Source organism: Streptomyces sp. MBT65 (genome assembly GCF_016612545.1).
Lineage (GTDB): Bacteria > Actinomycetota > Actinomycetes > Streptomycetales > Streptomycetaceae > Streptomyces.
On the sequence record NZ_JAENRY010000092.1, the window covers coordinates 1 to 24,802 of the forward strand.

The following is a 24,802-nucleotide window of genomic DNA, read 5'->3' on the forward strand; positions in this document are numbered from 1 at the left end:
CCTCAGGGAGAGGGAGGGACGGGGGCGGGGTAGGGCGTGGGGTCAGTCGTGTGCGACGACGGCGACGGGGGCGACGGCGTGGTGCAGGACGCCGTGTGCGACCGGGCCGATGTGGGCGCCGAGCGCGCCGCGGCGGATACGGCGGCCGATGACGACCAGGGAGGCCTCGCGGGAGGCGTCCACCAGGTGGTCGGCGGCACTGCCGATGCGCGGCTCCAGGGCCACCTCGATCGCGGGGTGCTTCTGCTGCCAGGGGCCCAAGGCCTCCCGGAGGGCCGCGGTCTCCTCGCGGAAGAGCTCGTCGTTCAGACCCGAGTCCAGAGCGAAGCCGTAGGCGTAGTACGGCGGGAGATTCCAGCCGTAGACGACGCGCAGGCCGGTGCCGCGCCGGGCGGCCTCGGCGAACGCGAACTCGATCACCGCGTCGGCAGGGGTGTCGGCGTCGAGGCCGAGGACCACCGGCCGGTACGGGGTCTCGGTCGACGGGCTGCCCGCCGGACCCTTCGCGTGTTCGTCTGCGGACTGTTCGCCGGCCCGGACCAGGACCACGGGCAAGTCGGCGCGAGCGACGACGGAGAGGCCGACGGAGCCGACGAGGAATCCGCCCACGCCGCTCAGTCCGCGCGAGCCGAGGACCAGCAGTTCGGCGTCCTTGGCCGCGGCGAGCAGCGCGTCCGCGGGCGTGCCGGTCACCTGGTCCTCGGTCACGTCGAGACCGGGGTGGCGCAGGCGCAGGCCCTCGCCCGCCTCGCGCGGAATGCGCTGGCTCCAGTGCTGTTGCGTCTCGGCGCCCAGCAGCGGGGCCTGGGCCAGCGGGTCCGGGGCGGGCTCCCAGACGTGGACGACCTTCAGCGGCAGGCTCCGCAGTTCGGCCTCGCGGGCCGCCCATTCGGCGGCGGCGCGGCTCTCGGGGGAACCGTCGAGACCTGCGACAACAGTGCGGACCATGATTTTTCCTCCTGAACGGATGTCTGATTCCAGACTCGTGGCGTAGGGGTTCCCGCGGCAGGGGCCGCAGGTCCCCGGCAGGGGCCGTTCGGCCCAATGGGCAGCCGCACGGCGGGCCCTCTCACGAGAGCCCGCCGTATCTGGCGTGGTCAGCGCAGCCAGGTGTGGTCGCGGACGATGGGGAGCTTGGCCCAGACCTTGCCGAGGCCCCAGGTCGCTCCGGCGCCGGCCGCCGCGAGGGCGATGATCACGACGGCGTAGATCAGGTGGTAGTCGGCGAACGGGTTGGTCGACATGCTCAGCGTTCCGTCGGAGAGGTGCCTGGCCGGCGGCCACTCCGCGATCCACATCAGCGCCATCATCGCCGTGCCCGCCACCGCGGCCAGGCGCAGCGCCACACCGGAGACGAGCGCGACACCGATGCCCAGCAGACCGAGCATGAACAGCCAGTTCGCCCAGCCCGCACCCGCCCAGTCATGGAACGTCGACTCCATCGGACCCGCCGCCACACTGCTCAGGAAACCCTTGGTCGGGGAACCGCCGTCGATCCAGCCCTTCCCGGACGGGGTCGCGTAACCGAACCCGAACGTCTTGTCCAAGAACGCCCACAGGAAGACGAAGCCGGTGAGCAGACGCAGAGACGCGAACGCGTACGCACGCACCGTGGTGGTCGCCGTGTCGGCTGCCGTCACGTCGCCCTCGGACGCCGACCCGTTCCTGCGGAACGTCGGCAGGTGGAAGCCGGAGGTGCGGTGCGGGTGCTCATGAACAGCCATGATCGTGGTCCTTTCGAGCTGTCGGGTCGTTCGTTGCACCACTCACTCTGGTGCGGCCGGGCGTCCGTCACCTGATGCCGTTGGTCCGTCGGTGGCGGGCTGAACGGCCCCTTCCGCAGGGCCTCTTGGGCCTCGGCACTCTGTGTGCACGGATGAGGAGCGTGCCGAGGTCTCAGGCGCTGGGATGGTGGCTGTTGTCGCCGTGCCGGCGTCGATGCTGTCCGGCTCGATGACAGCGGTCTATCTGCTCGTCGGCTACGTCCTGAAGTCGCCTGCCCAGCAAGGGCGTTCGCAGAAACCCATGCTTACGGCCGGGCAGGTCTTCGGGTTCTGGACTTCGCTTCCGGGGAACGGCATCGACTTCTCACCGCGCCGCAGGATGTGTTACGCCCTCGGCTTTCTCCGGGCGGCGCCTCGCATACTGCTCCGTGACCTCACCGCTCCCCTGTGGAGGGGCTGGGGTTGATGTGCCGGTGCGGCATCGACCTTCGGCTGTTCGAAAGCTGGCTCCGCACACTCTGCGGCATCGAACTCGCTTCGGCACACGGCGACTTCGGCGAGCCGCCGACCAGGGCACGGATGACGGGCGCCCCAAATCCAGCGATGTGTTCCGCCCGGCCCGACGAACTCGGCGCCGGCTTCAGGAGCCCAGCCCCTCCTACGCCGAGGCCCCCGCGACCAACTGCCCGGAGTTTCTCCGGCCGCGCCAGACAGCCACGGGCACCTTGGCGAAAAAGCCGGCAACGGCGAGCGGGATCAGCGGGGAGAGAGCACGGCCCAACCGGTTCCAGTCCCCCTGGTCCACCGGCACCCAGGACCCCCACGGTTCCTTGGACACCTCCACGGGCGCACCGAAGCGGGGCTGGGAGGAGAAGCCGGTCGCCGTGATCCGCTGCTTCCCGTCCTCGGAGGCCTGTGACGGATCCACGAACCCCCGGCAGACGAGGTCGGGATGACCGCCACCCCGGGATGTCGTGGCCGGCGCGGTCGCGTCGCAGTACGTGACCCGCATGGTCAGCTGCTGCCCGATCAGCCCGAGGCGCCCGACGGCCGATACGGCCATGTAGACGGCGACGCCGACGAGGGAAAGTGCGATCACACCGCAGACGACAGCCCCGAGGACCTGTTTCCGCCCCATGTGCACCGTAGTCCGCTTGATCACTGCCCGATCGTACGAACCCACCGCTGGGCCGCCGACAGCACCCCTACGTTCCGAGAAATGACGAACCCGCAGTTCGCCGAATTGCATCGGCGACTGCGGGTCTCATCCTTCGCGAACGGGGCGTCAGTGGTGAACGGGCGTCCGCCCGACCGACCGGTGCGTGCGAACCACGGTCGAGGCCGGGGGCCGCTGCGAGGTCCGGCGGGCGCGCATCCGCAGCACCAGCGCGTCGAGTGCGGCGCTGACCACGACGGTGATCACGGTCGCGATCACCAGCAGAACGGCGAACTGCCTCCAGAACTCCGGTGTCAAGGTCGTACCCACGGTGTCCACCCCCTCATCTCGGCCGAGTAGTTCTCTCGCTTTCATAGAACTGCGGGAGGCACGGTGGCACAGGGTGCCGCAGGGCTCCTTCAGGGCGCCGGTCGGCCCGTTCCGCAGGCCAAGTGGCCCATGGCAGGGCGGGACCCACCGGCACACGCTGGAGGTGGTAGGTCCTTAAGACTCTCTGGAGGCACGCCATGAACGCTTCCCCCGCCACGAGCATGCCGCGGGCCCTGTCCGCGGAGCACCGCGAACGGCTGATGGAGCTCGCACGGGAGGTGTCGATCCCCCAGGGCACCCGGCTCTTCGAGGAGGGCGCCCGCGCCGACCGGTTCTGGATCATTCGCACCGGCACGATCGCCCTCGACATGCACGTGCCCGGCCGCCGGGCCGCCGTCATCGAATCGCTGGGACACAACGAACTCGTCGGCTGGTCCTGGCTGTTCGGCCCGCACACCTGGCACCTGGGCGCCCAGGCGACGACACCGGTGCGCGCCTGGGAGTTCGACGCCACGGCCGTACGCACGCTGTGCAAGGACAATCCCGCGTTCGGCATGACCGTCTCCCAGTGGGTGGGCGACATCGTGGCCCACCGGCTCCGCTCGGCCCGTACCCGGCTGCTGGACCTGTACGCCCCGTACGGCAGCGGCGGCATGCGGTGACCGCACCGATCGACCGTCACGAGGAAGGAGTGACCATGCATGGAACACCGCACATCGTGGGCGACGTGATGACCCGTACCGTCGCCACCGTCGTCCGTGGAGCCGTCTTCAAGGACATCGTCCGCACGATGCAGGAGCGGAAGGTCAGCGCCCTGCCCGTGCTCGACGCGGCGGACCGCGTGATCGGGATCGTCTCGGAGGCCGATCTGCTGCCCAAGGAGGAGTTCCGGGACAGCGACCCCGACCGGTACACGCAGTTGCGCCGGCTGTCGGACCTCGCGAAGGCCGGTTCGGTGACCGCGGGCGAGCTGATGACCTCGCCCGCCCTGACCGTGAGCGCGGACGCGACCCTCGCGCAGGCCGCGCGGACCATGGCCCGGGCCAAGGTCAAGCGGCTGCCCGTCGTCGATCACGCGGACCGGCTGGAGGGTGTCGTCAGCCGGGCCGACCTGCTGAAGGTGTTCCTCCGGGACGACGAGGAGATCGCGGAGGAGGTGCGCCGCGAGGTGGTGGCGTACCTGTTCCCCGGTCCCGCGTCGACGGTCCGGGTCGAGGTGCGGGACGGGGTCGTACGGCTGGGCGGCCGGGTACGGGACACGTCCCTGGTTCCCGTGGCCGCGCGGCTCGCCCGAGCCGTCGAGGGGGTCGTGGACGTGGAGTTCGGACTCGACGAGCCCGACCGCTCCGCGGAGTGAGAAGTACAGCGAGCCCGTAAGCCGTGGCCCCGCCGGTTACCGGCGGGGCCACGGTGTCTCAGCCGGTCCTGCGTCCCCACCGGGCCGCGGTCTGCTCCCAGTCCTCGGCCCACTGGTCGGTGGCCCGCCGTTCCACCCTCAGCCGGATCAGGCGTCCGCCCGCGAGCACGAACAGTCCGCCGGCCAGTCCGGCTCCCGTACCGGCGGCCACCACACGCGCCGTCGCCACGGAGGAGCTCAGGGGCTCACTCATCAGGTGGCCGTGCCCGTCCGTCCAGACCGGCACCGTGCCGCCGACGTCCGTTCCGGCCTTCACTTCCGCCGTGGTGGTGCGGACGGTGCCCTGTGCATCGGTCCAGCGCACCTTCGCCTTCACGTGCTTGTAGTCGACACCGATGGCCGCGCCGCGCGGCAGCGTGGTGAGGAGCACGGCGGTCGTCGGCCGTCGTTCCGCCGCGTTCCGTGCCTGGGCCTCCGCCACGCTCTGGGCACCGGCCACACCGGCGACAGTCCCGGCGGCCATCGCGAACGTCCAGGCGCTCAGGACGATCCACGCTTCCACCGTGTCTCTGTGCCGACGCAGTTCGTTGCGCCGCCAGCGCCACCCCAGGACCTTGACGCGCTTGATCTTCCGCATCGGTCACACCCCCTCACGGGCATCAAGAAGACGAGAACGAAAGGACGGTCCCACCGGGTGATCTCCGCCGGGAGGGGCCGCCCGACCGTCGCGTGGGGGCCGGTAAGGACACGCCGGAAGAGCCGGTTGGGCCGGTCGGCCCTAGTACTTCCGGGCCGGGCGCGTGATGATCGTGTTCACGGACGGCCCGCAGTCCGTTCATACTCCGGGGAACAAGGGGTCGAGATGACCGAGGCACGTACCTTCACCGCACAGGATCCGATCCGTGTGTTCCTGCTGGACGACCACGAGGTCGTACGACGTGGCCTGGCCGACCTGCTGGACGCAGAGGAGGACATCACGGTGGTCGGCGACGCCGAGAACGTCGCGCACGCACTGGTGCGGGCCCCCGCGGTGCGCCCACACGTCGCCGTCCTCGACGTACGCCTCCCCGACGGCAACGGCATCACAGTCTGCCGCGAACTGCGCGACCAGATGCCGGAGTTGGCCGTCCTGATGCTGACCTCGTTCGACGACGAGGACGCCCTGCTCGACGCCATCATGGCCGGGGCCTCAGGCTATGTGCTCAAGCAGATCAAGGGCTCCGACCTGATCTCGGCAGTACGGACGGTCGCCTCCGGACAGTCAATGCTCGACCCCGCGACGACGGCCCGCCTGATGCGCTCGCTGCGTGCCGAACCCGCCCAAGCTCCGGAGATCGCACCGGAGTTGGCGAGTCTGTCGCCGCGTGAACGGGAGATCCTCGCACTGATCGGGGACGGTCTCACCAATCGCGAGATCGGCAAGAAGCTGTATCTATCGGAGAAGACCGTCAAGAACCACATCTCCCGACTGCTGGCCAAGCTGGGGGTCCAGCGCCGGGTGCAGGCCGCCGTACTCGCCTCGCACCTGGAGCAGCCCGAGTCCGGCAGCTGAGCCGCGCGCCGGGCCGTCCGGCGCGCCCCCAGGGCCGTACGGCCCCTCCTCCTGGCCCTCCTGGCAGGACCACGCTGGGCAGCAACAGCGAACAGCCCGGCCGCCGTTCGGGCGCGGGGCGGGGAGGAGACCCCATGTCCAGCACGGTTCTCGACGTCCCGACCCTGGAGACGCTGATCGCGGCGTCCGTCGCCGCACCCTCGATCCACAACACCCAGCCCTGGCGGTTCCGGCTCGACCCGGACACCGTCACGCTGGAGATCCGGGCGGTCGCGGAACGCGGCCTGCGGCACACCGACCCATCGGGGCGTGCTCTACACGTCTCGGTCGGCTGTGCGCTGTTCAACCTGCGGGTGGCGGTCGCCCACCACGGCTGGGAGCCTGTGACCCGGCTGCTCCCCCGGCCCCATGAGACCGACCTGCTGGCCACCGTACGGCTCGCCGGAACCGCACGGTTCTCGGCCACACCGCGGTTGTACGACGCGGTGTGGCGCAGGCACAGCAGCCGCTTCCCGTTCTCCGACCGCCAGGTGCCAACCTCCGTGCTGGCCGAACTGGCCGAGGCAGCCCATGCGGAGGGCGCAACGCTGGACCTTCCCGGAGCCACGGAGACCGACCGGCTGCTGCGGCTGACCCGCGAGGCGGAGCAGCGCAACACCACGGATTCGGACCGGGCCGCGGAGAGCCGCCGCTGGGTCCACCCGCCCAACGGCGACTCGCTCGGCATGCCCCCGGAAGCGGTCGGCCCACAGGACTTCCGGGAACGGATCCCGATGCGGGACTTCAGCTCCAACCGGCACCCCATGACACTCGTCGCCCGACCCTTCGAGAAGCGGCCTTCCATCGCCGTCCTGTCCACCCTCCACGACCGCCGGACGGACTGGCTGCGCGCCGGCGAGGCACTCGAACGCGTCCTGCTGGTAGCCACCGCACACCGCGTACGGGCCTCCCTGCTCCACCAGGCGTTGGAGTGGCCCGACCTGCGCGAGCAACTCGGGGACAGCCAGCGGGCGCACGTCCAGATGGTGCTCCGGCTGGGCTACGGCCCGCAGGGGCCCGCCTCACCGCGTCGCACGGCGCGTCAGGTGCTGAGGGAAGACATACGGCTCACCCGGCACGCCTGACGGCACGGCCATGTCCTGGCCGGAAGTCGGGCGTGGCCGTCTCTACGGCTTGTTCTTACTTCTACTCACGACTCAACCAAGCCCGGGCCTCGTACAGCGCTGGTCAGGGGAGCCAGAACGCGCCATCCCACTGTCTCGTACAGGGCCCGGCCTTCCAGCGTCGCGCCCAACACGCCCACTGCGGGCCCCTGTTCGGCCGCGGCACTGGCGAGCGTAGCCATCAGCAGGCGCCCAAGGCCGCGGCGCTGGTGGGCGGGATCGGTCTCCACCTGGTCGACGACGGCGGTGGAGCCTGTCACGGCGATCCGACCACGTGCGGCGAAGGCGCCGTCCGGGGTACGCACCAGGGCGCGGGTCACGCCGGCGCGGTTCCAGGTGCGCAGCCGGTAGCCGTCGGGGACCTCGGCGCGGGAGGCCCGCAGCGGGGCGGTCATCAGGAAGCTGGGACCACCTGACACGGACCAGCCGGGGGCCAGCCAGGGAGCGAGCGTCTCCGGTGATACGAACGCCTTCAGCCAGGCGCCCGGAGCTGTGGCGCTCTCGGTGATCTTGCGGACAGTCGGCTCATCGGCGGTGGTCAGGACGTGGCGCATGACCTGCTTGGACAGGCCGACATCGATGGTGAACCCCCAGGGACAGGGCGCCGGTTCGGCCGCGCCACGTGAAAGGGCCCAGCCTTCAACCCAAGCTCCTACAGCTTCGGCCGTGTTCCTGAAAGACAAAGCCCCTCCTGGCGTAAGCGATGAATGAGGACTTCATCTATTACACCAAGCGTGAGGGCGGCCTGGGAGAGATTGTTGGTGACTTCCAAAACCGAGAGTGACCGGTGGCACGCCATGTGGCGTCCACCGGCCACTGGTTCCTGTGCTCGTCCGGAAGGACTAGCAGTGGACGAGGGCGACGGGGCAGTCCGCCTCGTTCAGCGCCGTCTGGCAGACCGGGTCCAGGGGAAGGCCCACGAACCCGAACCGGCCGCGCGCCCCGACCACGAGGAGCTGGCTGTCGGCGCTGGCCTCGACGAGAGCTCGGCGGGACCGGCCATGCGGTCGACGGCAGCGCAGGGTGACGTCCGGGTACCGCTCGCGCAGCCCGGCCAGGGCGCCGGCGAGCGCGACATCCTCCTCGTCCTCGGTCACTGCTTGGGCGGACCCGCCATAGGGACGTGCGTGCACGGCCACGAGGTCCGCGCCGCGTGCCGAGGCCTCGGCGAAGGCGAACTCCGCGGCTCCCCGCAGCGTCGACGTGCCATGGACCGCGAGCAGCACCGGACCGACCGGGTTCGGCCTGCCGCGCACCACCAGCAGCGGACCGGACACCCGCGCGGACAGGCGCCGGGCAAGCGATCCGTTGCGCAAGGTGCCGTACGCCTGTGCGCCATCGGCTCCGACAACAGTCAGCGATGCGGAGCGCGACACGCACTCCAGCACGTTCTCGGGCTCGCCGACGAGGACCTCTCGCGAGATCCGCACGCGCGGCGCGGCACTGTGGGCGTGCCGCTCGGCCTCGGCCAGCGCACCCTGCTTCGACGCGTGCCCGCCGGCCCCGTTCGTCTCCCACGAGGGAATGCCGAACCGGCCTGCCGCGGCTGGCCAGCCGACCACCTGCGTCAGCTCCAGGCCGACCCCGAGCCGCTCGGCCGCCTGCGCGGCGACTTCCACCACTGCCAGATTCGACCGCGAACCGTCCACTCCCACGACCACCGGGCCACTCATCACAGTCCACCCCTCTCCAGGCGCCCTCCCTGGCGGAAGGGGCGATTCACCGGACTCCAGATTCGTGCGGTCCCCCGCCACGCCCACAGGGGCCGGACGGTCCCCGTCGACCCACCGACCGGCCCCCGTGCCCGTGCTCATCGGACCCGACAGGTTCTCCGGACGGCGCGGGGACCAGTTCCGCAACGTCGAGGGCGGGGCGACGGACGGCCTGTACCGTCGATCGTCGTCCCGCCCTCGACCTCAGTGTTCGGTGAGCCTGGAGCCGTCCGTACGCAGGACGGCCAGGCGGTTGCGGTACTCCTCCTCATCGATCTCCCCACGGGCGAACCGGTCGGCCAGCACCTGCTCGGGCGGCGGCGATCCGACCTGGTGCGGACGCTGAGGGGTACGGCTCAGGTTGCGGATAAGCAGGACGGCGATGGTCACGAGCAGGGCCCAGAGCAGGACCGAGCCGATCGACATCGCGAACCAGTCCCATCCGCTCATGCCGTGTTGGTTCCAGTACGTCATCACGGTGGTCGCCTCCTCAGTCGTGCGGGACCACGGCGACGGGGCAGTCGACGTGGTGGATGACGGCGTGGGTGACGGGACCGATCCGGCGGCCGACCGGCCGTTCCGCGATCCGACGGCCGACGACCAGCAGACTCGCGCCGGAAGCGGCCCGTATCAGCGCGGTCTGGGGCCGGTCCTTGGTAACCGTCTCGACGACCTCGACGCCGGGGTACTTGTCGCGCCACAGCCGCAGCGCGCCGGCCAGGACGACCTGCCACTCCTCGGCCCGGTGCGGGTCGTTGAGCAGGTCGATCTCACCGGGGCCGAGCCCCAGCGTGGGCGTCTGCCAGGCGTGGACGACCCGGAGCCGCGCCCCGTGCAACCGGGCCGCCTCGAAGGCGAACTCGATGACCGCGTCGCAAGGTGCGTCGAGGTCGAGGGCCAGCACCACGTCCCGGTATCCGGTGCGTGTCCCGGCGCTGTCGCCTGCGGTCGGCAGTTGCTCGTCCGCCGCTTCCTCGCCCGCCCGGACCAGGACCACGGGGCCGGTGGAGCGAGCCGCCACACCCTGCGCGACCGAGCCCACCAGGAACCCGGCGACACCGCTCAGGCCGCGCGAACCCAGCACCACCAGCTCGGCACCTTCGGCCAGCTTCAACAGGGCCGGGATCGCGGCCCCTTCCACCTGATCGTCGTAGAGGCGCACGTCCGGGCACGCGGCCCGGACCCGGTCCTCGGCCTGCCGCAGTGCGCGCCGCGCCAGATACCGCTGGGCCGCGCTGTCGGACTCTCCCTCTCCACGACGCGGATGCCAGTCCCAGGCGTGCACGAGCCGCAGCGGCAGGCCGCGACGCAGTGCTTCCCGAGCCGCCCATTCAGCGGCGGCCAGGCTCTCCGCAGATCCGTCCACTCCGGTCATGACGGACGCAGGCATGATCCGCACCTCCCCACATTCGGTGTGTTCCTCGATGCCAGCCTCGTTCCCCGACCGCCGGGGCGGGAGGGGCCTCCGGGGCCCTGCACGGGACCAATCGGCCCCATCTCCCCATTGCCGACGGTCAGTTGGGGAGCTTGTGCCGACGGGACTCACCCAGTTGGAAGCGAACCGTCCGTGGGCAACCGCACGCGCCAGGGGGTGTCGCCACTGTCTCAAGACCTGCGAAGCCGAGCTTGTGGCCGGATTCACGACCATGGATGCACAGGCCGCGTCGAGTCGTGCCGGCACACGTGTCGGCCGATACGCATGGCTCGTTACGATCATGGCCCTCGCTCCGCCGACCAGGGGGTCTCGTGACGACGAAAGGCCCCACGCGCCACCATGGCTCACCGTTTGAATGACCCTGCTCCGTCATTGTTCGTCGAATCCGGTCTGTCCCCGGAGCCGCCCGCGGTCCACGCGAAGGTGCTTCGCGACGAACTCGTGACGGCGGCCGAGTGGGCCGCCCGGTACCTGAGCGAGCTGCCGCAGGGCCCGGTGAGCCGTCCGCTGCCTCCGCAGGCGCGGTCCCGGCTGCGTGCGGGGCAACTGTCGCAACGGGGCGGGGAGTTGGGTGCGGTGCTGGACTTCGTGCGCGAGGAGATCGCACCGTACCCGACCGGGAACGGACACCCCGCGTTCTTCGCCTGGGTCAACTCGCCGCCCGCACCCGCCGGGATCGTCGCCGACCTGCTTGCCTGTGCCGTCAACGCGACCTGTGGGATGGGCGAGAACGCCCTGATGGACCTGGAACGCGGCACCGTGCGCATGCTCGCCGATCTGGCGGGCCTGCCCGACGGCACGGGCGGAGTCCTGACCAGCGGCGGCTCCATGGCCAACCTGCTCGCCCTGGCCACCGCCCGCACCTGGTTCCTCACCCGGCGGGGCTCCGCCGACGGCCCCGCCTACGACCGCGACCACGCCCGCCTCACCCTCTACTACAGCGCCCAGGCACACATGTCCGTCGCCAAGGCAGCCGCCTGTGTAGGCCTGCCCGATCATCGACTGCGCCCCATCGCCACCGGCCCGCACGACCGCCTGGACCCGGCCGTGCTGCGCGCTGCGGTTGCCGCCGACCTGGCCGCAGGCCTGCTGCCCTTCTGCACGGTCACCACGCTGGGCACCACCGCCACCGGCGCCGTGGATCCCCTCGAACCGGTCACCGGCCTGTGCCGGAGCATGGGGATGTGGCATCACGCGGACGGGGCCTGGGGCGGACTCGGCGCAGGTGTGCCGGCCCTGGCACCCCAATACGCGGGCATCGGCGGCGTCGACTCGCTGACCGTGGACCCGCACAAGACCCTCAGCGTGCCGGTGGGCTGCGGAGCGCTGCTCGTCCCCGACCCCGAGCACCTGCACACGGCCTTCGCCCACCAGGCCTCCTACCTCACCGCAGGTGAACCGGACGCCCTGCCCTGGCTGTCCCACGCGACGATCGAGCTGACCCGCCCTGGCACCCGGGCCCTCGGCCTGTGGGCCACCCTGCACCACCTGGGCCGGGACGGCGTCACCCGTCTGATCGAGCACTACCTGGCCCTCTCCGACGAGCTGCGCAAGCGGATCATCGCCGAACCCCGGCTGCACCTGCTGGCCGGGGGCCCGTGGCCGGTCGCCTGCTTCCGGATCACCGACCCCGACGGCGCCGACCCGGACGCCCTCCACACCCGCGTCGCCCGCCACGTCCAGGACAACGGACGCGCCTACCTCGCCACCGTCGCCGTCCACGGCCGTACCGTTCTGCGCGCCGCCCTGTGCAACTACCGCACCACCACGGACGACCTCGACCTGCTCATCCGCGAAGTCCTCCACGCCACCGACGCCGAGCAGTCCGCCCCAGAGACCGATGCGCCATCGCAGCACAAGTGACCCCGGCCACCAGGACCTCGACCGCTCGGCGCTGCGGCGGGAACCGTCCCTGGTGCGCTACGGGCAGTGGTCGTACGACGTCGGCCGTCCGAAGCCGTCAGGATCGGCCGAACAGCGGTACGACCACGACCGGGCACTGCGCGTGGTGCAGCAGCGCGTGCGCGATCCGGGCCGTGCGGACGCCGAGGGGACTCCGCCCGCGTCTGGCCCCGATGATCACGAGGTCGGCGGCAGCCGACCGTTTCACCAACTGAGTGCGGGCCGATCCCTCGACCGTCGTACTGCGAACCCTGACCCGCGGATGGTCCAGTACGACGTCGCGCAGCAACGTGTCCAGCAGAGCGGAGGCCCGCGCCTCGTGACGGCGGACAGCTTCCGCCGCCGGACAGGAATGGTCCACGGTCTCGCGCGCCGGGCGTCGCCAGGCGCGCACGATGTCGAGGACACAGCCACGTGCCTCGGCCTCGCGGAAGGCGAACCGGACCGCCTCCCCGCTGGTGCCGGGATCCCCCGCGCCGAGCAGGATGCGTTCGTGACAGCCGGCCAGGCCGGCCTTGTCACCGCGGACCACGATCACCGGGCAATGGGCCCGGACCGCCAGCGCCGGGCCGACCGAGCCGAGGAGCAGTCCCATCAGCTCACCGAGACCACGCGATCCCGTCACCAGGGCGGAGGCGTGGCGGTCCTCCGCCAGAAGCACGGACAGCACGTCCCCGGGAACGGCCTCACTGTCGACCTTCACATCCGGGCCGCGTCGGCGGGCCCGGGCTGCTGCCGAGGCGACCACGTCCTCCGGCGAGCGCCGCTCCGACAGGGGTTCGGAATCGGCGGTACGGGTGGGAGCGCCTTGATCGAGCTCCTCCGGGATAAAGGCGTGCACCAGCCGTAGCGGCAGGCCCAGCCTGGCGGCCTCGTCGACTGCCCAGTCGATCGCGAGCAGACTCGGTGCCGATCCGTCGACACCCACGATCAGGGGTCGCTCCATCGCGCCCACCGCCTTTCACCGATCTGCGGCGTCCTCCAGGACAGGGCTCCACCGTCACCGTCGCACGCACGGCCTGGCGGGACGAGGGCCACTCGGCCCGGTCGTCTGCCCGCTCAGCCCCTGGGCCGGTGGGCATCACAGCGAGACGCTGACCGCAACGCCGGGTGGCTGCCAGGTGCCGTTTACAGCTCGTTCGTCGTCGGCTGCTTCCCGGTAGCGGGAGTCGTCGGACCCATCGCGTTCTTGAGCATCCGGGGCGCCGTGCTGCGGCGGGGCGAGTGTGAGGCCGTCATCGAGGAGCGGCACTCCCGGCAAGCGCGCCGACCACCGGAGCTGAACGCAGTTGTCCCCGAAAGGATCGTTCGCCATGGATGAAGCGATGCCCGCGGTCTACCCCGCGCGGTTGACCGCAGATCTCGATCCGTCCCTGTCCCGCTGGCTGTGGCTGGTGAAGTGGCTGCTCGCCGTCCCCCACTACGTCGTGCTGTTCTTCCTGTGGGTGGCGTTCGTGGGGACGAGCGCGGTGGCCTTCTTCGCTGTCCTGTTCACCGGTCGCTACCCGCGCCCGCTGTTCGACTTCAACACCGGTGTGCTGCGGTGGAGTTGGCGTGTGGCGTACTATGCGTACGGCGCTCTGGGCACCGACCGCTACCCGCCCTTCACCCTCGCCGACGTGCCGGACTACCCCACGCACTGGGACGTGGCGTATCCGGAGCAGTTGTCCCGTGGTCTCGTCCTGGTGAAGTGGTGGCTCCTGGCCGTCCCGCACTATCTGATCCTGGCGTTCCTGCTCGGCGGGCTGAAGGTGCCCTGGGCCTCGGGCGGGCTCATCGCGCTGCTCGTCGTGTTCGCCGGGGTCTCGCTGGCCGCCACCGGGCGGTATCCGCGCGGGCTGTTCGACCTGGTGATCGGGCTCAACCGGTGGGTGCTGCGTGTGGTCGCGTACACGGCGCTCCTCACGGACGTGTATCCGCCGTTCCGGCTCGACCAGGGTGGCGACGAACCGGGAACCGCGCCCTGACAACGGCAGCCGCCGGTCTTTCCGGGCCGACGGCAAGGGCCCGTTGGGCCCGGACACGGCCCCCGTCGGCCCACGCCACGGCCGCCGTGTCCGGGCCACTGTGGTGACAAGAGGCCGACCGAGGAGGCTGCCATGACCGAACACACCTACGGCAACGGGATCGTGGTGGGCGTCAACGGATCCGAAGCGTCCATGGCAGCTCTGCGTTGGGCGGCCGAACAGGCAACGGTCCTGCACACCTGCCTCGTGGCCGTGCACGCCTGGGAACCGGCCGCGAGCGGACACGCACCCTACGCTCCGGTGCCCGACGGGCCGACGATCGCCCAGGAGCGCGAACAAGCCGCTCAAGTTCTCGCGGCCACCGTGCGCGAGGCCCTCGATCCCCGGACCAGCGGTGCCGTGCGGCGCGTCGTGGTGGAGGGGCCACCCTCCCGCGTGCTGCTCCAACAGGCGCGCGGCGCCCTGCTGTTGGCCCTGGGTCGCAAGGCGCACGGGAACTTCGGACTGCCCTCGGTCGGCCCGGTGGGCCGTGAATGCCTACGACACTCGACGGTTCCGGTGGTGACCGTGCCCGTCGCGGAACCGTCCCGGGAACCGCAGGAAGCCGTCGATTCGCCTTCGCTGGCCAGGAGTGGCGCGTCGTAGCGCCATCGGGAACAACCGACCGGCTCGGACACCTGGGGTCCGAGCCGGTTCTCGCGCCGGAGCGGTGCGGGGTATGCCGTACGGGCAAGACGGGGTGGGGCCGGTTGGCTCTGGCGCGTGGTCGCTGTGGCCCACGCAAGGGGGTCGGAGGCCCCATCGTCGTACGAGCGACAGCGGACGAGGCTCAGGGATACGCGGTGGCCGGGTGAGAGACACCCGGCCCATGGAAATCCAGGAGGCGGCGGTCATGAAGCGCATACAGGAGACCAAGCGCCTCTCGATCCCGCGCCGGCCGGCGCCGCTCGAACTGCGGACCCCGTCTGGACGCCGCCTCCCTTGTTGATAGGGCACTGATTCCGAATGCGATCTGTCATGCCGCAGGAATCACTGATAGCGGCGGAAATGACTGGCGCGGGGCACAGGACGGTTGAGTGTCCTGCAGAGCTCGGTGTCGGCAAGATCAGGGAAGGGCATGCCGGCGGCGTGGTAGTGGGTTCGGGACTGCTGGAGGGTGTGGAGGACGTCGTGATGCCGACCGGCAGCGCCGTAGAGACGGGCAAGGCGGAAGCTGGCCTGCGCGGCACCGACGTGGTCGCGGGGGCCGGAGAGGGCTTGTTCTGCCAGTGTGATGGCGTCGCTGAGGCAGTTTGCCTCGGCGTGCAGCAGGGCCTGCACACTCAGTGCTCTGCTGTGGCCTCGATGGTCGCCGCAGGCGTCGGTCTCCTGAAGCACGCGGCTGATTAGTTCGGTGGCGGTCGGGTCGCCCTCGTAGAGCGCCATGTCGGCCAGCCCCAGGGTGGCCCAGGTGTGCCCGCGGTGGTCACGGACGGCTTGCAGGGTCTGGGCGGCATGCTCGTAGTGGGTGCGGGCCGCGGCCCACCGCGGATCCTGTGCGGGACGGCTTGTGACGTAGCACCCGGGCCAGGGACCCGTGTACCAGCGGCGAGGGAGCGGGCAGCCGCCCACCGTGCTCTCCTTCTCGGTGTCGGCGCGGGTGCGCAGGATCCAGCCGACACCGCGGGTTTCCTCGTTGGCGGTGAACAGGGCCTGCGCTTCGTCGAGTTGGGCGAGGGCTTCGGTGTAGTGAGCGTGGTGTCGGCTGATCACTGCCCTTTCCCGCAGGGTCCAGGCCAGTCCGCGGTCAAGGGGCAGGGCCCTGAAGAGACTTTCGGCCGCGGTGAGCGTTCGCGCCGCTTCCCGCAGCTCGCCCTGCTGGCGTTGCAGGATTCCCAGGTTGCCCAGGGCGTCGCTTTCGCCGTGTGCGTCGCCCGAGCTGTGGAAGAGTGCGATCGATTCGCTGAAGCACTCTGCGGCTCTGCCCACGTCACTGCCGCCGTCGCGCAAGGCTTCGCCGAGGTTGCGCAGCAGCGCGGCACGGGCCCCGCCATCGCCCAGACGGTCGGCCGCGTCCAGAGCAAGCTCATGGACCTGGCTGCTGATGTCCCAGCGCCACTGATGCTCAAGAGCGATACTCATCGCATCGGTGATCTCCCAGCACAGCTCCCACCAACCGCGAGCATGAGCATGGGCGACCGCTGCCACCAGCACCACACGCTCGGCTTCGAACCACTCGACGGCCTCCCACACATCACCCGCCACAGCGTCGTCCGCCGGCGGACGACGGACCGCTCCGCCACGGCCGCTGTGTCGGGCACCGGCCGGCCGTAACTGCGCGTCGGCTGCGTCGGCCGCGCTGAGGAGGGCACCCAACAGACGCCGCACGGCGCTGTCGGTCTCGTCCGTCAGCTGCTCGGCCGCTCGCTCCTTGGAGAACCCGCGCGCGAGATCGTGCAGCACGATGCGCTGGCTGTCGGCCGCGCCACGGCGGGCCTGCACGAGATGTGCCAGCAGCAGTCCCTCCAGGCACGCGTCGGCCGCATCTGCGTCCACCTCCAGCAAAGGCGACAGCGCCCAGGCCGGCAGGTCGGGAGTGTCCAGGGCCGAGACAAGCCTGAACGCACGCTGCTGCAACGACGGGAGCGCCTGATAACCGGCGCGGAAGACCGCGCGCACGCTGCGCTCACCCAGGCTCAGCACATCCAGCCGCCGGTAGTCGTCAGCGAGATCGCGGGCGAAGGAGCCCACAGTCCGGGCGGGAAACGTGGCCAGCCGCGCTCCCGCGATGCGCAGGGCCAGCGGCAGCCCGCCGCACAGACGGACTACGTCACGACCTGCTTCGGGGTCCTCGTCCACTCGGTCTCCGCCGCCGATCCGTCTCAACAGGTCCCAGGCGGTGCCCTCGTCGAGCCCCGGCAGTGCGACGCGCTCGTCCACGGCCAGCGTGGCAAGGCTCTGGCGGCTGGTGATCAGGACAGCGCACGAAGACCCACCCGGCATCAGCGCACTCACCTGCTGTTCACTGGCCGCGTTGTCCAGGACGATCAGGACACGCCGGTCGGCCGACTCCGTACGGAACTGCCGTGTCCGTCCGGCCTCGTCATCAGGGATTCGTCCGCGTGGTACTCCCAGAGCCACCAGGAAGTCAGCCAGGACCTCGCCCACAGCAGCAGGACGTTCCTCTACCCCGTTTAGGTCGACGAAGAGCTGGCCGTCGGGGAAAGACGGCAGCAGTCGATGAGCGACCTGCACCACGACAGCCGTCTTGCCGATCCCGCCCGGACCGTGCACCAGGCACACCCTGCCCCCGCCCGCACGCTCAGCAGCCTCCACCAACCGCGCCAGCTCCTGGTCGCGACCGGTGAAATCCGCTACCGCCAGCGGCAGCTCACGCGGGATGCCGGACGATTCCGGAAGGACGAAATCGCCATGAGCGCAGACCGGCGCGTGCTGCGACAGCAGCACCCTCAGCTCTTCAACGCCTGCGGAATCCTCACCCAGAGCCAGTACCAGCCGCCGTCGCAACAGAGCCTGTGCAGCCGGAGAACGACCCGCCTCATCGATCAGAGCCGCTCCCTCCTCACCGGGCAGCCGTCCGGCGACCCACCGGTACAGCCGCCCCAGCCGGTCGGCTACCGACTGCTCCACACCCTCAATCGCACGATTCGCCAGACCGGCACCCAGCCTCTTCGCAGAGACGATCGCCAAAGCGACCACTGCCGCCACGAGCTCCTCGACCGTCATCGACCGCCCCCGGGTCCTCCGCCGTAGCAGCCGCGCTGTCCCCAAACGCGCTACCGCCGCCCCGAGGTCAGTCATGCCCAGAACGCCGCCAAGCGGCACCTGGCCGCTCTTCCAATGGCCATCAATGACGCTCCTCGCGGCTCCCTGACGGAAGTTCGCGGCACAGCGGTCGCCAACTGAGACACTGTCAAGATCACCGGCCGGGCGCATGGTCAACCGCGAGCACTCCTCACCGCGAGCTCCGGTAAAGCGGGGCAGGCGAGGCCCGTCCGAGGTCCTGGCGCATCGTCCGAGAGCCTGTGCAGCACGAATCGAGTGTCGTCAACTCCTGCAGACGCCCTCACCCTGGAGCAGCCCCGCCAGGCACTGCTCATGCTGGTCCACCTGCGCAAGAACGAGGCGTTCACTCAGCCCGGCGCCAGGTTCGCGATATTGCAGGCCACCGCCTGGCGCTACGTGTACGAACCCCTGGAGGTGCTGGCTTCCTGGGCCTCATGTCTCCATGAAGCCCTCACCGGCCTTGTGCGGGCGACCACGTCATCGTTGACGGCACGCTGATCGACCGCGTCCGCGCCAATCAGCCGCGCTACTCGCAGAAACACACGAAGCACGGCATGAACGTGCAGGTCATCGCCCGCCCTGACGGCACACCGCTGTGGTTCTCCCACGCGACACCCGCACGTACGACGTGACGACCTCAGCCCGCGCCCACGGCATCGTCCAGGCCTGTCTGACCCGGCAGATCCTCGTGCTGGCGGATCGCGCCTACCAGGGCGCCGGCGCCACATTCCGCAACCCGTACTGCCACCACAGCGAACAGCCCGAGCACTACCAGCAGTTCAACCGCGACCACGCCCGGCTCCGAGCCCCAGCGAACGCGCCTTTGTCCGACTCCAGTCCTGGCGCACCACTCACAGAGCACGCTGCTTCACCCACCGTATCAGCCGCACCGTCCAAGCCATCCGCACACTCATGACCTGCGACTATTCAGGATGAAAGAGGCTTACTGTTTCGGCACTCCGGAAACCATCGACCAGACGAGTCAACCTGAGCAAGGCGACTGAATGCGAATGTATCGGAATCAGATCCCCAACCCTCCTTTGGGCAAGGCGAGTGCGGAACAAAGTATTTGAGCCGTCTAATCTAGAGACAGGTCGGCAAGGTAGTGCTGCAGGTCGACATGGCGGAACTGATATGAAGCCCCAACCTGCCTCAGAACGCCGCGATTTTTGTGAGCATCTTCTAGGAACCGCATCATGTTCCATGGCACCTTCCAGCGAATTGCAAGATAGGCCCTCGTGAGAAAGAAATCGATCCATGCTGGCCTGCTACCCCGCCGAGTACCCGTCGGCGCGTATCCAGCCACCTGTACCGCAAGAAAAGAAACCACGATCACGGTACCCATGCCGAATGTCAATCCCGCAACAATTCCATATTGCAGACCAAGCAGGTGCCCGTATAAGATCCCAGCTGCGGCCCCAGAGATCCCCCCGTACGTGAAGCCCACCTGAAGACCAACCCTAAGCGACAATCGGCGATTCATTTTGTACAGCTGGTTTGGCCCAATAGCAATCAAGTCGGGCACCTCGATGGTTCGCCCAAGCACAAGAGTGAACATAAGCAACAGCATAAAAAAGGGCGGCAGGGCTACCCTAAGGGTAAAGTAGAGCACGATAACAATAGCGAGCCAGGCGACGGTGAAGTATTTCATCATCCAGTGAGGTGACCATCGCATCCGCACACCGGGGACGCTTGGAGCATCGGATCCAGGAATGCCTCTACCCATTAGCATGGCCGAGACCATTCCCAGGACTCCAGTTGTGAAACCCGCCAGAAATCCGAATAGGACTCCCACCTTGAGTGCAAGACTAGCCCCATTCTCCAACCCCTCATCCACCCCAATAATTGAAATTAGCTGAAGGCTCAGAGATGCCGCTAATGTTACAGTAAGTGCAATCCCGTTAGAGACTCCAAAAATCGCCGCGAAGAGAAGTCTCCAAATAGGGCTGCTACTGCGATCAGGTAGTACTCCACGGAGGCGCCACCACATCAGATCAGGCCGCCCAGATTCGCAGGTTTTCAAGTATTTTGCGAGAACAATCAGAGTACGTTGCGCTTGAGCTAGGGACCACTGCGGCGGGTTGGGTTGGAGACGGGAATAGGCGGCAGGAAGGAACCCTTGGAGGAGGTACATGTTAACGGCACCGCGAGAGGTAGATTGCAAGTCCAATAATTCACGCAGAATTGACACTCCATTTGACCTGCCGGAAGGGCTGAAATTATACACAGTACGGGCCAGAAACAGCCCTAACGGCGTACTAAGGGCTTGACCGACCGGCGTTCCGGTGCCCGCGGTCGCAATCACCGAGTCCCAGGACCCATATCCGGGTGTAACCGAATTCTCCCAATCGGGATCGAGATATTCGAGTGCTTCAGAGGAAGGGACTGGAAGAAGCTCGATTCCGGCTGCTCCCCTGAGTGGATTACCACGAGGCGTATCACCATTTCCGACCACAGCATCGCGGTAAGCATCAGTACGGCTAGCCAAGACCAAAGCACGCGTCGATGGCAGGGTGCGATTGATCTCGGCGAGAGCCAGTCTGTGCAATCTGGGAGGCATCTCGTCGAAGCCGTCGAAGATCGGGATAATGTACCCTTCATTCCAGAGGGCTTGGGCTAGGTCACCTCGCCCTACGGGAGCTACATCAATCCCGAGAGTCGCATTCCTTGATGCTGCAGTTCGCAGGGCCGGATAGGAAAATCGAAGCTGATCGACGAGCCAGGATTCCAGTGTCAGCTGATCACCCTTCGGCACCCAAGTAGCGAGGGTAAACAATATCGGCACCGGCCCACCAGTAGACCGCTTTTTGATCAGATGCTGTAAGAGCCGGATCAAAAGTACTGTTTTTCCCGCACCGGCTCCCCCTAGTACCACCAGGCGCTGAGTAGGCAATTTTCGAATGAATACCTCGCCGATCTGACCGTCTGCATCCTCTAATCCTGCAGCATCCATCGGCCAATCGCGCGCATCATCCTCGGTAAAACCTGGTCGGGAGCAAGCCAGATATACAATGCTTGACCAGCGTTCGACCAGGCCATCGCGGACCGCTCGCCAGGTAATGCACAACGGGCGCTGGTCATAGACTCTTCGGATTTGCATTTCGGTATCTGCTTGTTTCTCCATCACCTTCGCAAGATCGTCTACGACTTCGCTGGCCGTCTTAGCCGAGGGACGGTCCTGTTCGAAGGATTTCCACGCCAGATAGGATGCGCCGAGACTGGGAGAAAATGCAGCCGCTGTGCTGGCAGTATCCAGTTCGTAGTACCAGGCCAAAATTAATGCTCCGAAGGCTCCGAGTGCCGACCACAGGAGATACTGGACTCCAACAGGGACCCGTCGATGAATGCTTCGTTGGTCTGCCATAGCCCATCATCATGCCGCTCATGCGACTCGCAAGATGCTCTGTTCGAAATATTGGGGCATCACCTATCGACGTGCACACATGCAGCGAGCGCCCGTCACGTGCGCCGATCACGCCCGGGTGGATAGCGACGCCGGAATCTGCAGACAGGGGACGGCGGGTTCGACTTGATCAGTTGCTCGGCTTCCCCCGGTCCTCGACGTTCCGAGTGAGCGGACGCCGGGACCGGAGTGTAAATGCTGGATGCAGTTTGGGGACACAAGCGATGGATTCAGCGGCCCTGCCGGGGGCCGCGGGAGCGGATGGACGTGACGGAGGCTGAGACGTCCCGTTTGAGCTGCTGCCGGTGTGCTTCGTTGTCGTGGTGTAGGGCAGCGATAGCGGTTCATCGTCGCGCGGCTGATCTGGGCTTCTTCGTAGGAGTTCTCCTTCGTGAGGCGGCCGTCCGTGCGCTGAGAACGTCCTTCGGAGAGTCGGGCCATTGCCGCCCGCAACGCGGCGGCGGTCTTGGGGCTGACCTCGTCTCGGAGGGTGCCGGCGGTGTCGGTCAGTGAGCAGTTTCAGAGTGGCCACTGAAACGCTCACTGAGCCGTCACCGCACGAGGACCCGCTCCCCCGACCGCGGCACCACGGCCGTCCAGCCCAGCGCCCGGTCGATGCGGTCCCGCAACGCCTCGGCCGCCTCGGGTTCGCCGTGCACCAGATAGGTGGTGTGCGGGGCCGACTCGGCGCCCTGCAGCCAGTCGAGGATCTGAGCCGCGTCCGCGTGGGCCGAGAAGTGCGGTACATCCGCAACCTGTGCGCGCACCGGGACGTATTCGCCGAACATCTTGAGCGCCTTGGCTCCGTCGACGAGGTCGCGTGCCCGGGTGCCCTGCGCCGCGAAGCCCACCACCATGACGGTGTTGCGCGGGTCGGGCAGCAGGCGTTCCAGGTGGTGCAGGACGCGACCGCCGGTGGCCATGCCGGACGCCGAGACGATGACGGCGGGTCCGGTGGTACGGCCGATCTCGATGGACTCCTGGACGGTCCGTGCCGCGAGGAACGGCTCGGGGCTCAGCGCGTCCGTGCCTACGGCCGTGACCTCGGGCCGCAGTTCGGCGGCTTTGGCGAGGACGGCGTCCCGGTAGACGTCCAGCGCGGCGAGCGCCATAGGGCTGTCGACGTACACCGGTACGGCGGCGGGCAGCACACCCCGGCGGCGGAGTTCGGCGAGTTCGTGCAGGAGGACCTCGGTGCGGTCGAGGGCGAACGCGGGGATGACGACCGTGCCGCCCCTCCTCAGGGTGCGGGTCAGGACGTCGGCGAAGTGGGCCCGCCCGGAGTCCTCCTCGTGGCGGCGATTCCCGTACGTCGACTCCATCAGCAGGACGTCCGCCCCGGAGAACGGCTCCGGGGGCCGTAGCAGGGGATGCCCAGGGCGCCCGAGGTCACCGCTGACCGCGAGGGTGTGTCCGTCCTCCAGGGTGAGCAGCGCCCAGGCCGAGCCGAGGATGTGGCCGGCCGGGTGCAGCGTGAGGCGGGTGTGCGGGGCGAGTTCGGTGGTCTCGCCGGTCGGTACCGGGTCGATGAGCTTGAGGGTGCGGTCGACGTCCGAGTCGTCGTAGAGCGGCTGTGCGGGCCGGTGTTCGGACCAGCCGTGGTCGTTGGCGTGCTGGGCGGCTTCCATCTGGAGCTTGGCGCTGTCCCGGAGCACGATCTCGATGAGGCGGGCGCTGTATTCGGTCGTCACGACGCGGCCGTGGAAGCCGTGGCGGACCAGTCTGGGCAGGTATCCGCAGTGGTCGAGGTGGGCGTGGGTGACGACGACCGCCTCGATGTCGCCGGCGTCGCAGGACAGCCGCCGCCAGTTCATCCGGCGCAGATCGGCGAGGCCCTGGAAGAGGCCGCAGTCGACGAGCACGCGCGCGTGGTCGCTCTCGACGAGGAACTTGCTGCCGGTGACCGTTCCGACGCCGCCCAGAAAGGTGAGCAGTGCGGGTCTGGTGTGTGCTTCGGCCGGGCGTGCCTGCAGTGGTGCTTCTTTGACGGTCATGACGGCCTCCTCGTCGAAGGAGCGGGGTTCGATCGTGGGCGCGGCCGATGGCCCTGTCCCGGCCGCGCCCACGTGATGCGGCACGGCGCGTGCGCGCGCTCAGCCGTGCTGCACCGGGATGGTCCGGGTGCCTGTCTTCGTCTCGGGCACCGGGACCGTGATCGTCAGGACACCGTCCTTGTACGCGGCGGTGGCCTCGTCGCCCTTTGCGCCGGCGGGCAGCCGGACGGAGCGGGCGAAGCTCCCGTAGCGGAACTCCGTGTGGTGCTTCTGCGTGGTCTCCTCACTGCGCTCGGACCGCAGGGTCAGAACGCCTTCCGTCACCGTGATCTCGACGTCCTTCGCGGGGTCGATGCCGGGAAGCTCGGCCCGCAGCACGTACGCCCCGTCGGTCAGGTGCTCCTCGATCCGGATGGTGTGCAGTCCTGGGACCGTGTGCGCGCCCGGGAATCCGGTCTCGACCCAGCCGAACAGGTCGGGGAGCGTCGGCCAGCCAGGCAGCCGCTCGATCATGCCGTTCATGTTCTCCCTCCTCTTCTTGGCCACTTCCAGCGTCCCGCGCTCGGGCGGCGCACGCGTGGGCCGACCGGGCCCGTGCTCGACCCGGTCGGCCCTGGCAGCCGATCACTTCGGGGGTCAGAGCGGTTCGAGGTCCGCACGGCGCGGCGGCCCCACGAGCACGCAGTCCACGTCCACCACTCCCTCCACCGCCCGCACCAGGCGCGTGATGACGGGCACGAAGGTGGTGTCGGGGACGCGGCCTTCGAGGGTCGCGACACCATCGCGCACCTCCACACGGATCGGTTCGACCGAGTCCGGGAACAGGCGGGCGACGACCTCGTGGCGGATCTCGTCCGCGATGTCCTCGTCGCTCCGGAGAAACACCTTCAGCAGGTCGGAGCGGCTGACGATGCCCTTCAGCCGGCCCTGGTCGTCGACCACGGGGAGCCGTTTGGTCCGCGTCTGAGCCATGGTGCGCGCGGCCCGCGCGAGGGTGGCGTCGGCGTGGACGGTGAGGGCCGGTGCGGTCATCAGCTCGGCCGCGGTGACGGCTCCGGCCTTCGTCAGGTCGGACAGACGGCGCAGTTCGGAGTACCGGTCCGGGTCGCCGTCGTGGAACGCCTCCTTGGGCAGCAGATCGGCCTCGGAGACCACTCCGATCACGCGTTCTTCGTCGTCCAGGACGGGAAGGGCGCTGACCTTCCACTCCTGCATGGTCTTGACGATCTCTTTGAACCCGGCATCGCGGCCGAGGGCAACGACGGTGCGGGTCATGACGTCGCAGACGATGTGCGGGATGCCATGCATGGTGTCCTCCGGT

Annotated in this window: 23 protein-coding genes and 1 pseudogene; 9 read left to right on the forward strand and 15 right to left on the reverse strand. The window is 68.8% G+C overall.

Features of this window, described 5'->3' with window-relative positions; translation table 11 throughout:
• Positions 1 to 42: 42 nt before the first annotated feature.
• Positions 43 to 948, reverse strand: coding sequence for a universal stress protein (locus JHN63_RS21890; RefSeq protein WP_200682812.1), 906 nt, complete (start codon positions 946 to 948; stop codon positions 43 to 45).
• A gap of 149 nt (positions 949 to 1,097) precedes the next feature.
• On the reverse strand, positions 1,098 to 1,724 hold the full coding sequence (locus tag JHN63_RS21895) for a DoxX family membrane protein (RefSeq protein ID WP_200682813.1): 627 nt from the start codon (positions 1,722 to 1,724) through the stop codon (positions 1,098 to 1,100).
• Between the two features lie 184 nt (positions 1,725 to 1,908).
• Between JHN63_RS21895 and JHN63_RS21900 the strand changes: the two genes are divergently transcribed.
• A complete protein-coding gene (locus JHN63_RS21900) occupies positions 1,909 to 2,190 on the forward strand; it encodes a hypothetical protein (protein WP_200682814.1) in 282 nt (93 codons plus the stop codon).
• 192 nt (positions 2,191 to 2,382) lie between these two features.
• Here the strand turns inward: JHN63_RS21900 and JHN63_RS21905 are convergent, their stop codons facing one another.
• Positions 2,383 to 2,886 carry a hypothetical protein gene (locus JHN63_RS21905; RefSeq protein ID WP_200682815.1) on the reverse strand — a complete coding sequence of 168 codons (504 nt, stop codon included), beginning with the start codon at positions 2,884 to 2,886 and terminating at the stop codon, positions 2,383 to 2,385.
• Between the two features lie 123 nt (positions 2,887 to 3,009).
• Positions 3,010 to 3,210, reverse strand: coding sequence for a hypothetical protein (locus tag JHN63_RS21910; RefSeq protein ID WP_200682816.1), 201 nt, complete (start codon positions 3,208 to 3,210; stop codon positions 3,010 to 3,012).
• 197 nt (positions 3,211 to 3,407) lie between these two features.
• Between JHN63_RS21910 and JHN63_RS21915 the strand changes: the two genes are divergently transcribed.
• Positions 3,408 to 3,872, forward strand: coding sequence for a cyclic nucleotide-binding domain-containing protein (locus JHN63_RS21915; RefSeq protein ID WP_200682817.1), 465 nt, complete (start codon positions 3,408 to 3,410; stop codon positions 3,870 to 3,872).
• 35 nt (positions 3,873 to 3,907) lie between these two features.
• Positions 3,908 to 4,567, forward strand: a complete 660-nt coding sequence (locus JHN63_RS21920) for a CBS domain-containing protein (RefSeq protein WP_200682818.1) — start codon at positions 3,908 to 3,910, stop codon at positions 4,565 to 4,567.
• A gap of 58 nt (positions 4,568 to 4,625) precedes the next feature.
• On the opposite strand, the gene JHN63_RS21925 is transcribed toward JHN63_RS21920, so the two are convergent.
• A complete protein-coding gene (locus JHN63_RS21925) occupies positions 4,626 to 5,204 on the reverse strand; it encodes a hypothetical protein (RefSeq protein ID WP_200682819.1) in 579 nt (192 codons plus the stop codon).
• 225 nt (positions 5,205 to 5,429) lie between these two features.
• On the opposite strand from JHN63_RS21925, the gene JHN63_RS21930 reads away from it, so the two are divergent.
• Both JHN63_RS21930 and JHN63_RS21935 read left to right on the forward strand, forming a co-directional pair.
• A complete protein-coding gene (locus tag JHN63_RS21930) occupies positions 5,430 to 6,119 on the forward strand; it encodes a response regulator transcription factor (RefSeq protein WP_200682820.1) in 690 nt (229 codons plus the stop codon).
• Positions 6,120 to 6,253: 134 nt separating this feature from the next.
• The gene (locus JHN63_RS21935; protein WP_200682821.1) at positions 6,254 to 7,243 is read left to right on the forward strand and encodes a nitroreductase family protein; all 990 of its coding nucleotides are present in this window, start codon (positions 6,254 to 6,256) and stop codon (positions 7,241 to 7,243) included.
• A 65-nt stretch (positions 7,244 to 7,308) separates the two neighbouring features.
• Here JHN63_RS21935 and JHN63_RS21940 read toward each other — a convergent pair whose 3' ends face one another.
• From JHN63_RS21940 to JHN63_RS21955, 4 genes are all read right to left on the reverse strand, one after another.
• Complete coding sequence (locus tag JHN63_RS21940; RefSeq protein ID WP_374222937.1) at positions 7,309 to 7,836, reverse strand: GNAT family N-acetyltransferase; 528 nt, start codon at positions 7,834 to 7,836, stop codon at positions 7,309 to 7,311.
• A 288-nt stretch (positions 7,837 to 8,124) separates the two neighbouring features.
• A complete protein-coding gene (locus JHN63_RS21945; protein ID WP_200682823.1) occupies positions 8,125 to 8,955 on the reverse strand; it encodes a universal stress protein in 831 nt (276 codons plus the stop codon).
• A 243-nt stretch (positions 8,956 to 9,198) separates the two neighbouring features.
• On the reverse strand, positions 9,199 to 9,468 hold the full coding sequence (locus JHN63_RS21950; protein WP_200682824.1) for an SHOCT domain-containing protein: 270 nt from the start codon (positions 9,466 to 9,468) through the stop codon (positions 9,199 to 9,201).
• A gap of 16 nt (positions 9,469 to 9,484) precedes the next feature.
• The gene (locus tag JHN63_RS21955) at positions 9,485 to 10,384 is read right to left on the reverse strand and encodes a universal stress protein (protein ID WP_200682825.1); all 900 of its coding nucleotides are present in this window, start codon (positions 10,382 to 10,384) and stop codon (positions 9,485 to 9,487) included.
• 417 nt (positions 10,385 to 10,801) lie between these two features.
• Here JHN63_RS21955 and JHN63_RS21960 point away from each other — a divergent pair, with 417 nt between their 5' ends.
• Positions 10,802 to 12,292 (forward strand): pyridoxal-dependent decarboxylase, encoded by a 1,491-nt coding sequence (locus tag JHN63_RS21960; RefSeq protein WP_234477514.1) that lies wholly within the window; start codon positions 10,802 to 10,804, stop codon positions 12,290 to 12,292.
• A gap of 97 nt (positions 12,293 to 12,389) precedes the next feature.
• Here the strand turns inward: JHN63_RS21960 and JHN63_RS21965 are convergent, their stop codons facing one another.
• Positions 12,390 to 13,277, reverse strand: a complete 888-nt coding sequence (locus JHN63_RS21965) for a universal stress protein (protein WP_200682827.1) — start codon at positions 13,275 to 13,277, stop codon at positions 12,390 to 12,392.
• Positions 13,278 to 13,644: 367 nt separating this feature from the next.
• Here JHN63_RS21965 and JHN63_RS21970 point away from each other — a divergent pair, with 367 nt between their 5' ends.
• Both JHN63_RS21970 and JHN63_RS21975 read left to right on the forward strand, forming a co-directional pair.
• Positions 13,645 to 14,298, forward strand: a complete 654-nt coding sequence (locus JHN63_RS21970; RefSeq protein WP_200682828.1) for a DUF4389 domain-containing protein — start codon at positions 13,645 to 13,647, stop codon at positions 14,296 to 14,298.
• 132 nt (positions 14,299 to 14,430) lie between these two features.
• On the forward strand, positions 14,431 to 14,943 hold the full coding sequence (locus tag JHN63_RS21975) for a universal stress protein (RefSeq protein ID WP_200682829.1): 513 nt from the start codon (positions 14,431 to 14,433) through the stop codon (positions 14,941 to 14,943).
• Between the two features lie 384 nt (positions 14,944 to 15,327).
• On the opposite strand, the gene JHN63_RS21980 is transcribed toward JHN63_RS21975, so the two are convergent.
• Complete coding sequence (locus JHN63_RS21980; protein ID WP_200682830.1) at positions 15,328 to 18,024, reverse strand: tetratricopeptide repeat protein; 2,697 nt, start codon at positions 18,022 to 18,024, stop codon at positions 15,328 to 15,330.
• Between the two features lie 357 nt (positions 18,025 to 18,381).
• Here JHN63_RS21980 and JHN63_RS21985 point away from each other — a divergent pair.
• Positions 18,382 to 19,020 (forward strand): annotated as a pseudogene (locus JHN63_RS21985) (transposase family protein); the annotation flags it as partial.
• A gap of 142 nt (positions 19,021 to 19,162) precedes the next feature.
• Here JHN63_RS21985 and JHN63_RS21990 read toward each other — a convergent pair.
• The 4 genes from JHN63_RS21990 to JHN63_RS22005 form a co-directional block, all read right to left on the reverse strand.
• Positions 19,163 to 21,448: an NACHT domain-containing NTPase gene (locus JHN63_RS21990; RefSeq protein WP_200682831.1), complete on the reverse strand. Its 2,286-nt coding sequence runs from the start codon at positions 21,446 to 21,448 to the stop codon at positions 19,163 to 19,165.
• 590 nt (positions 21,449 to 22,038) lie between these two features.
• Positions 22,039 to 23,481 (reverse strand): MBL fold metallo-hydrolase RNA specificity domain-containing protein, encoded by a 1,443-nt coding sequence (locus tag JHN63_RS21995; protein ID WP_200682832.1) that lies wholly within the window; start codon positions 23,479 to 23,481, stop codon positions 22,039 to 22,041.
• 99 nt (positions 23,482 to 23,580) lie between these two features.
• Positions 23,581 to 24,003 carry an Hsp20/alpha crystallin family protein gene (locus tag JHN63_RS22000; RefSeq protein WP_200682833.1) on the reverse strand — a complete coding sequence of 141 codons (423 nt, stop codon included), beginning with the start codon at positions 24,001 to 24,003 and terminating at the stop codon, positions 23,581 to 23,583.
• 114 nt (positions 24,004 to 24,117) lie between these two features.
• A complete protein-coding gene (locus JHN63_RS22005) occupies positions 24,118 to 24,789 on the reverse strand; it encodes a CBS domain-containing protein (protein ID WP_200682872.1) in 672 nt (223 codons plus the stop codon).
• Positions 24,790 to 24,802: the final 13 nt, after the last annotated feature.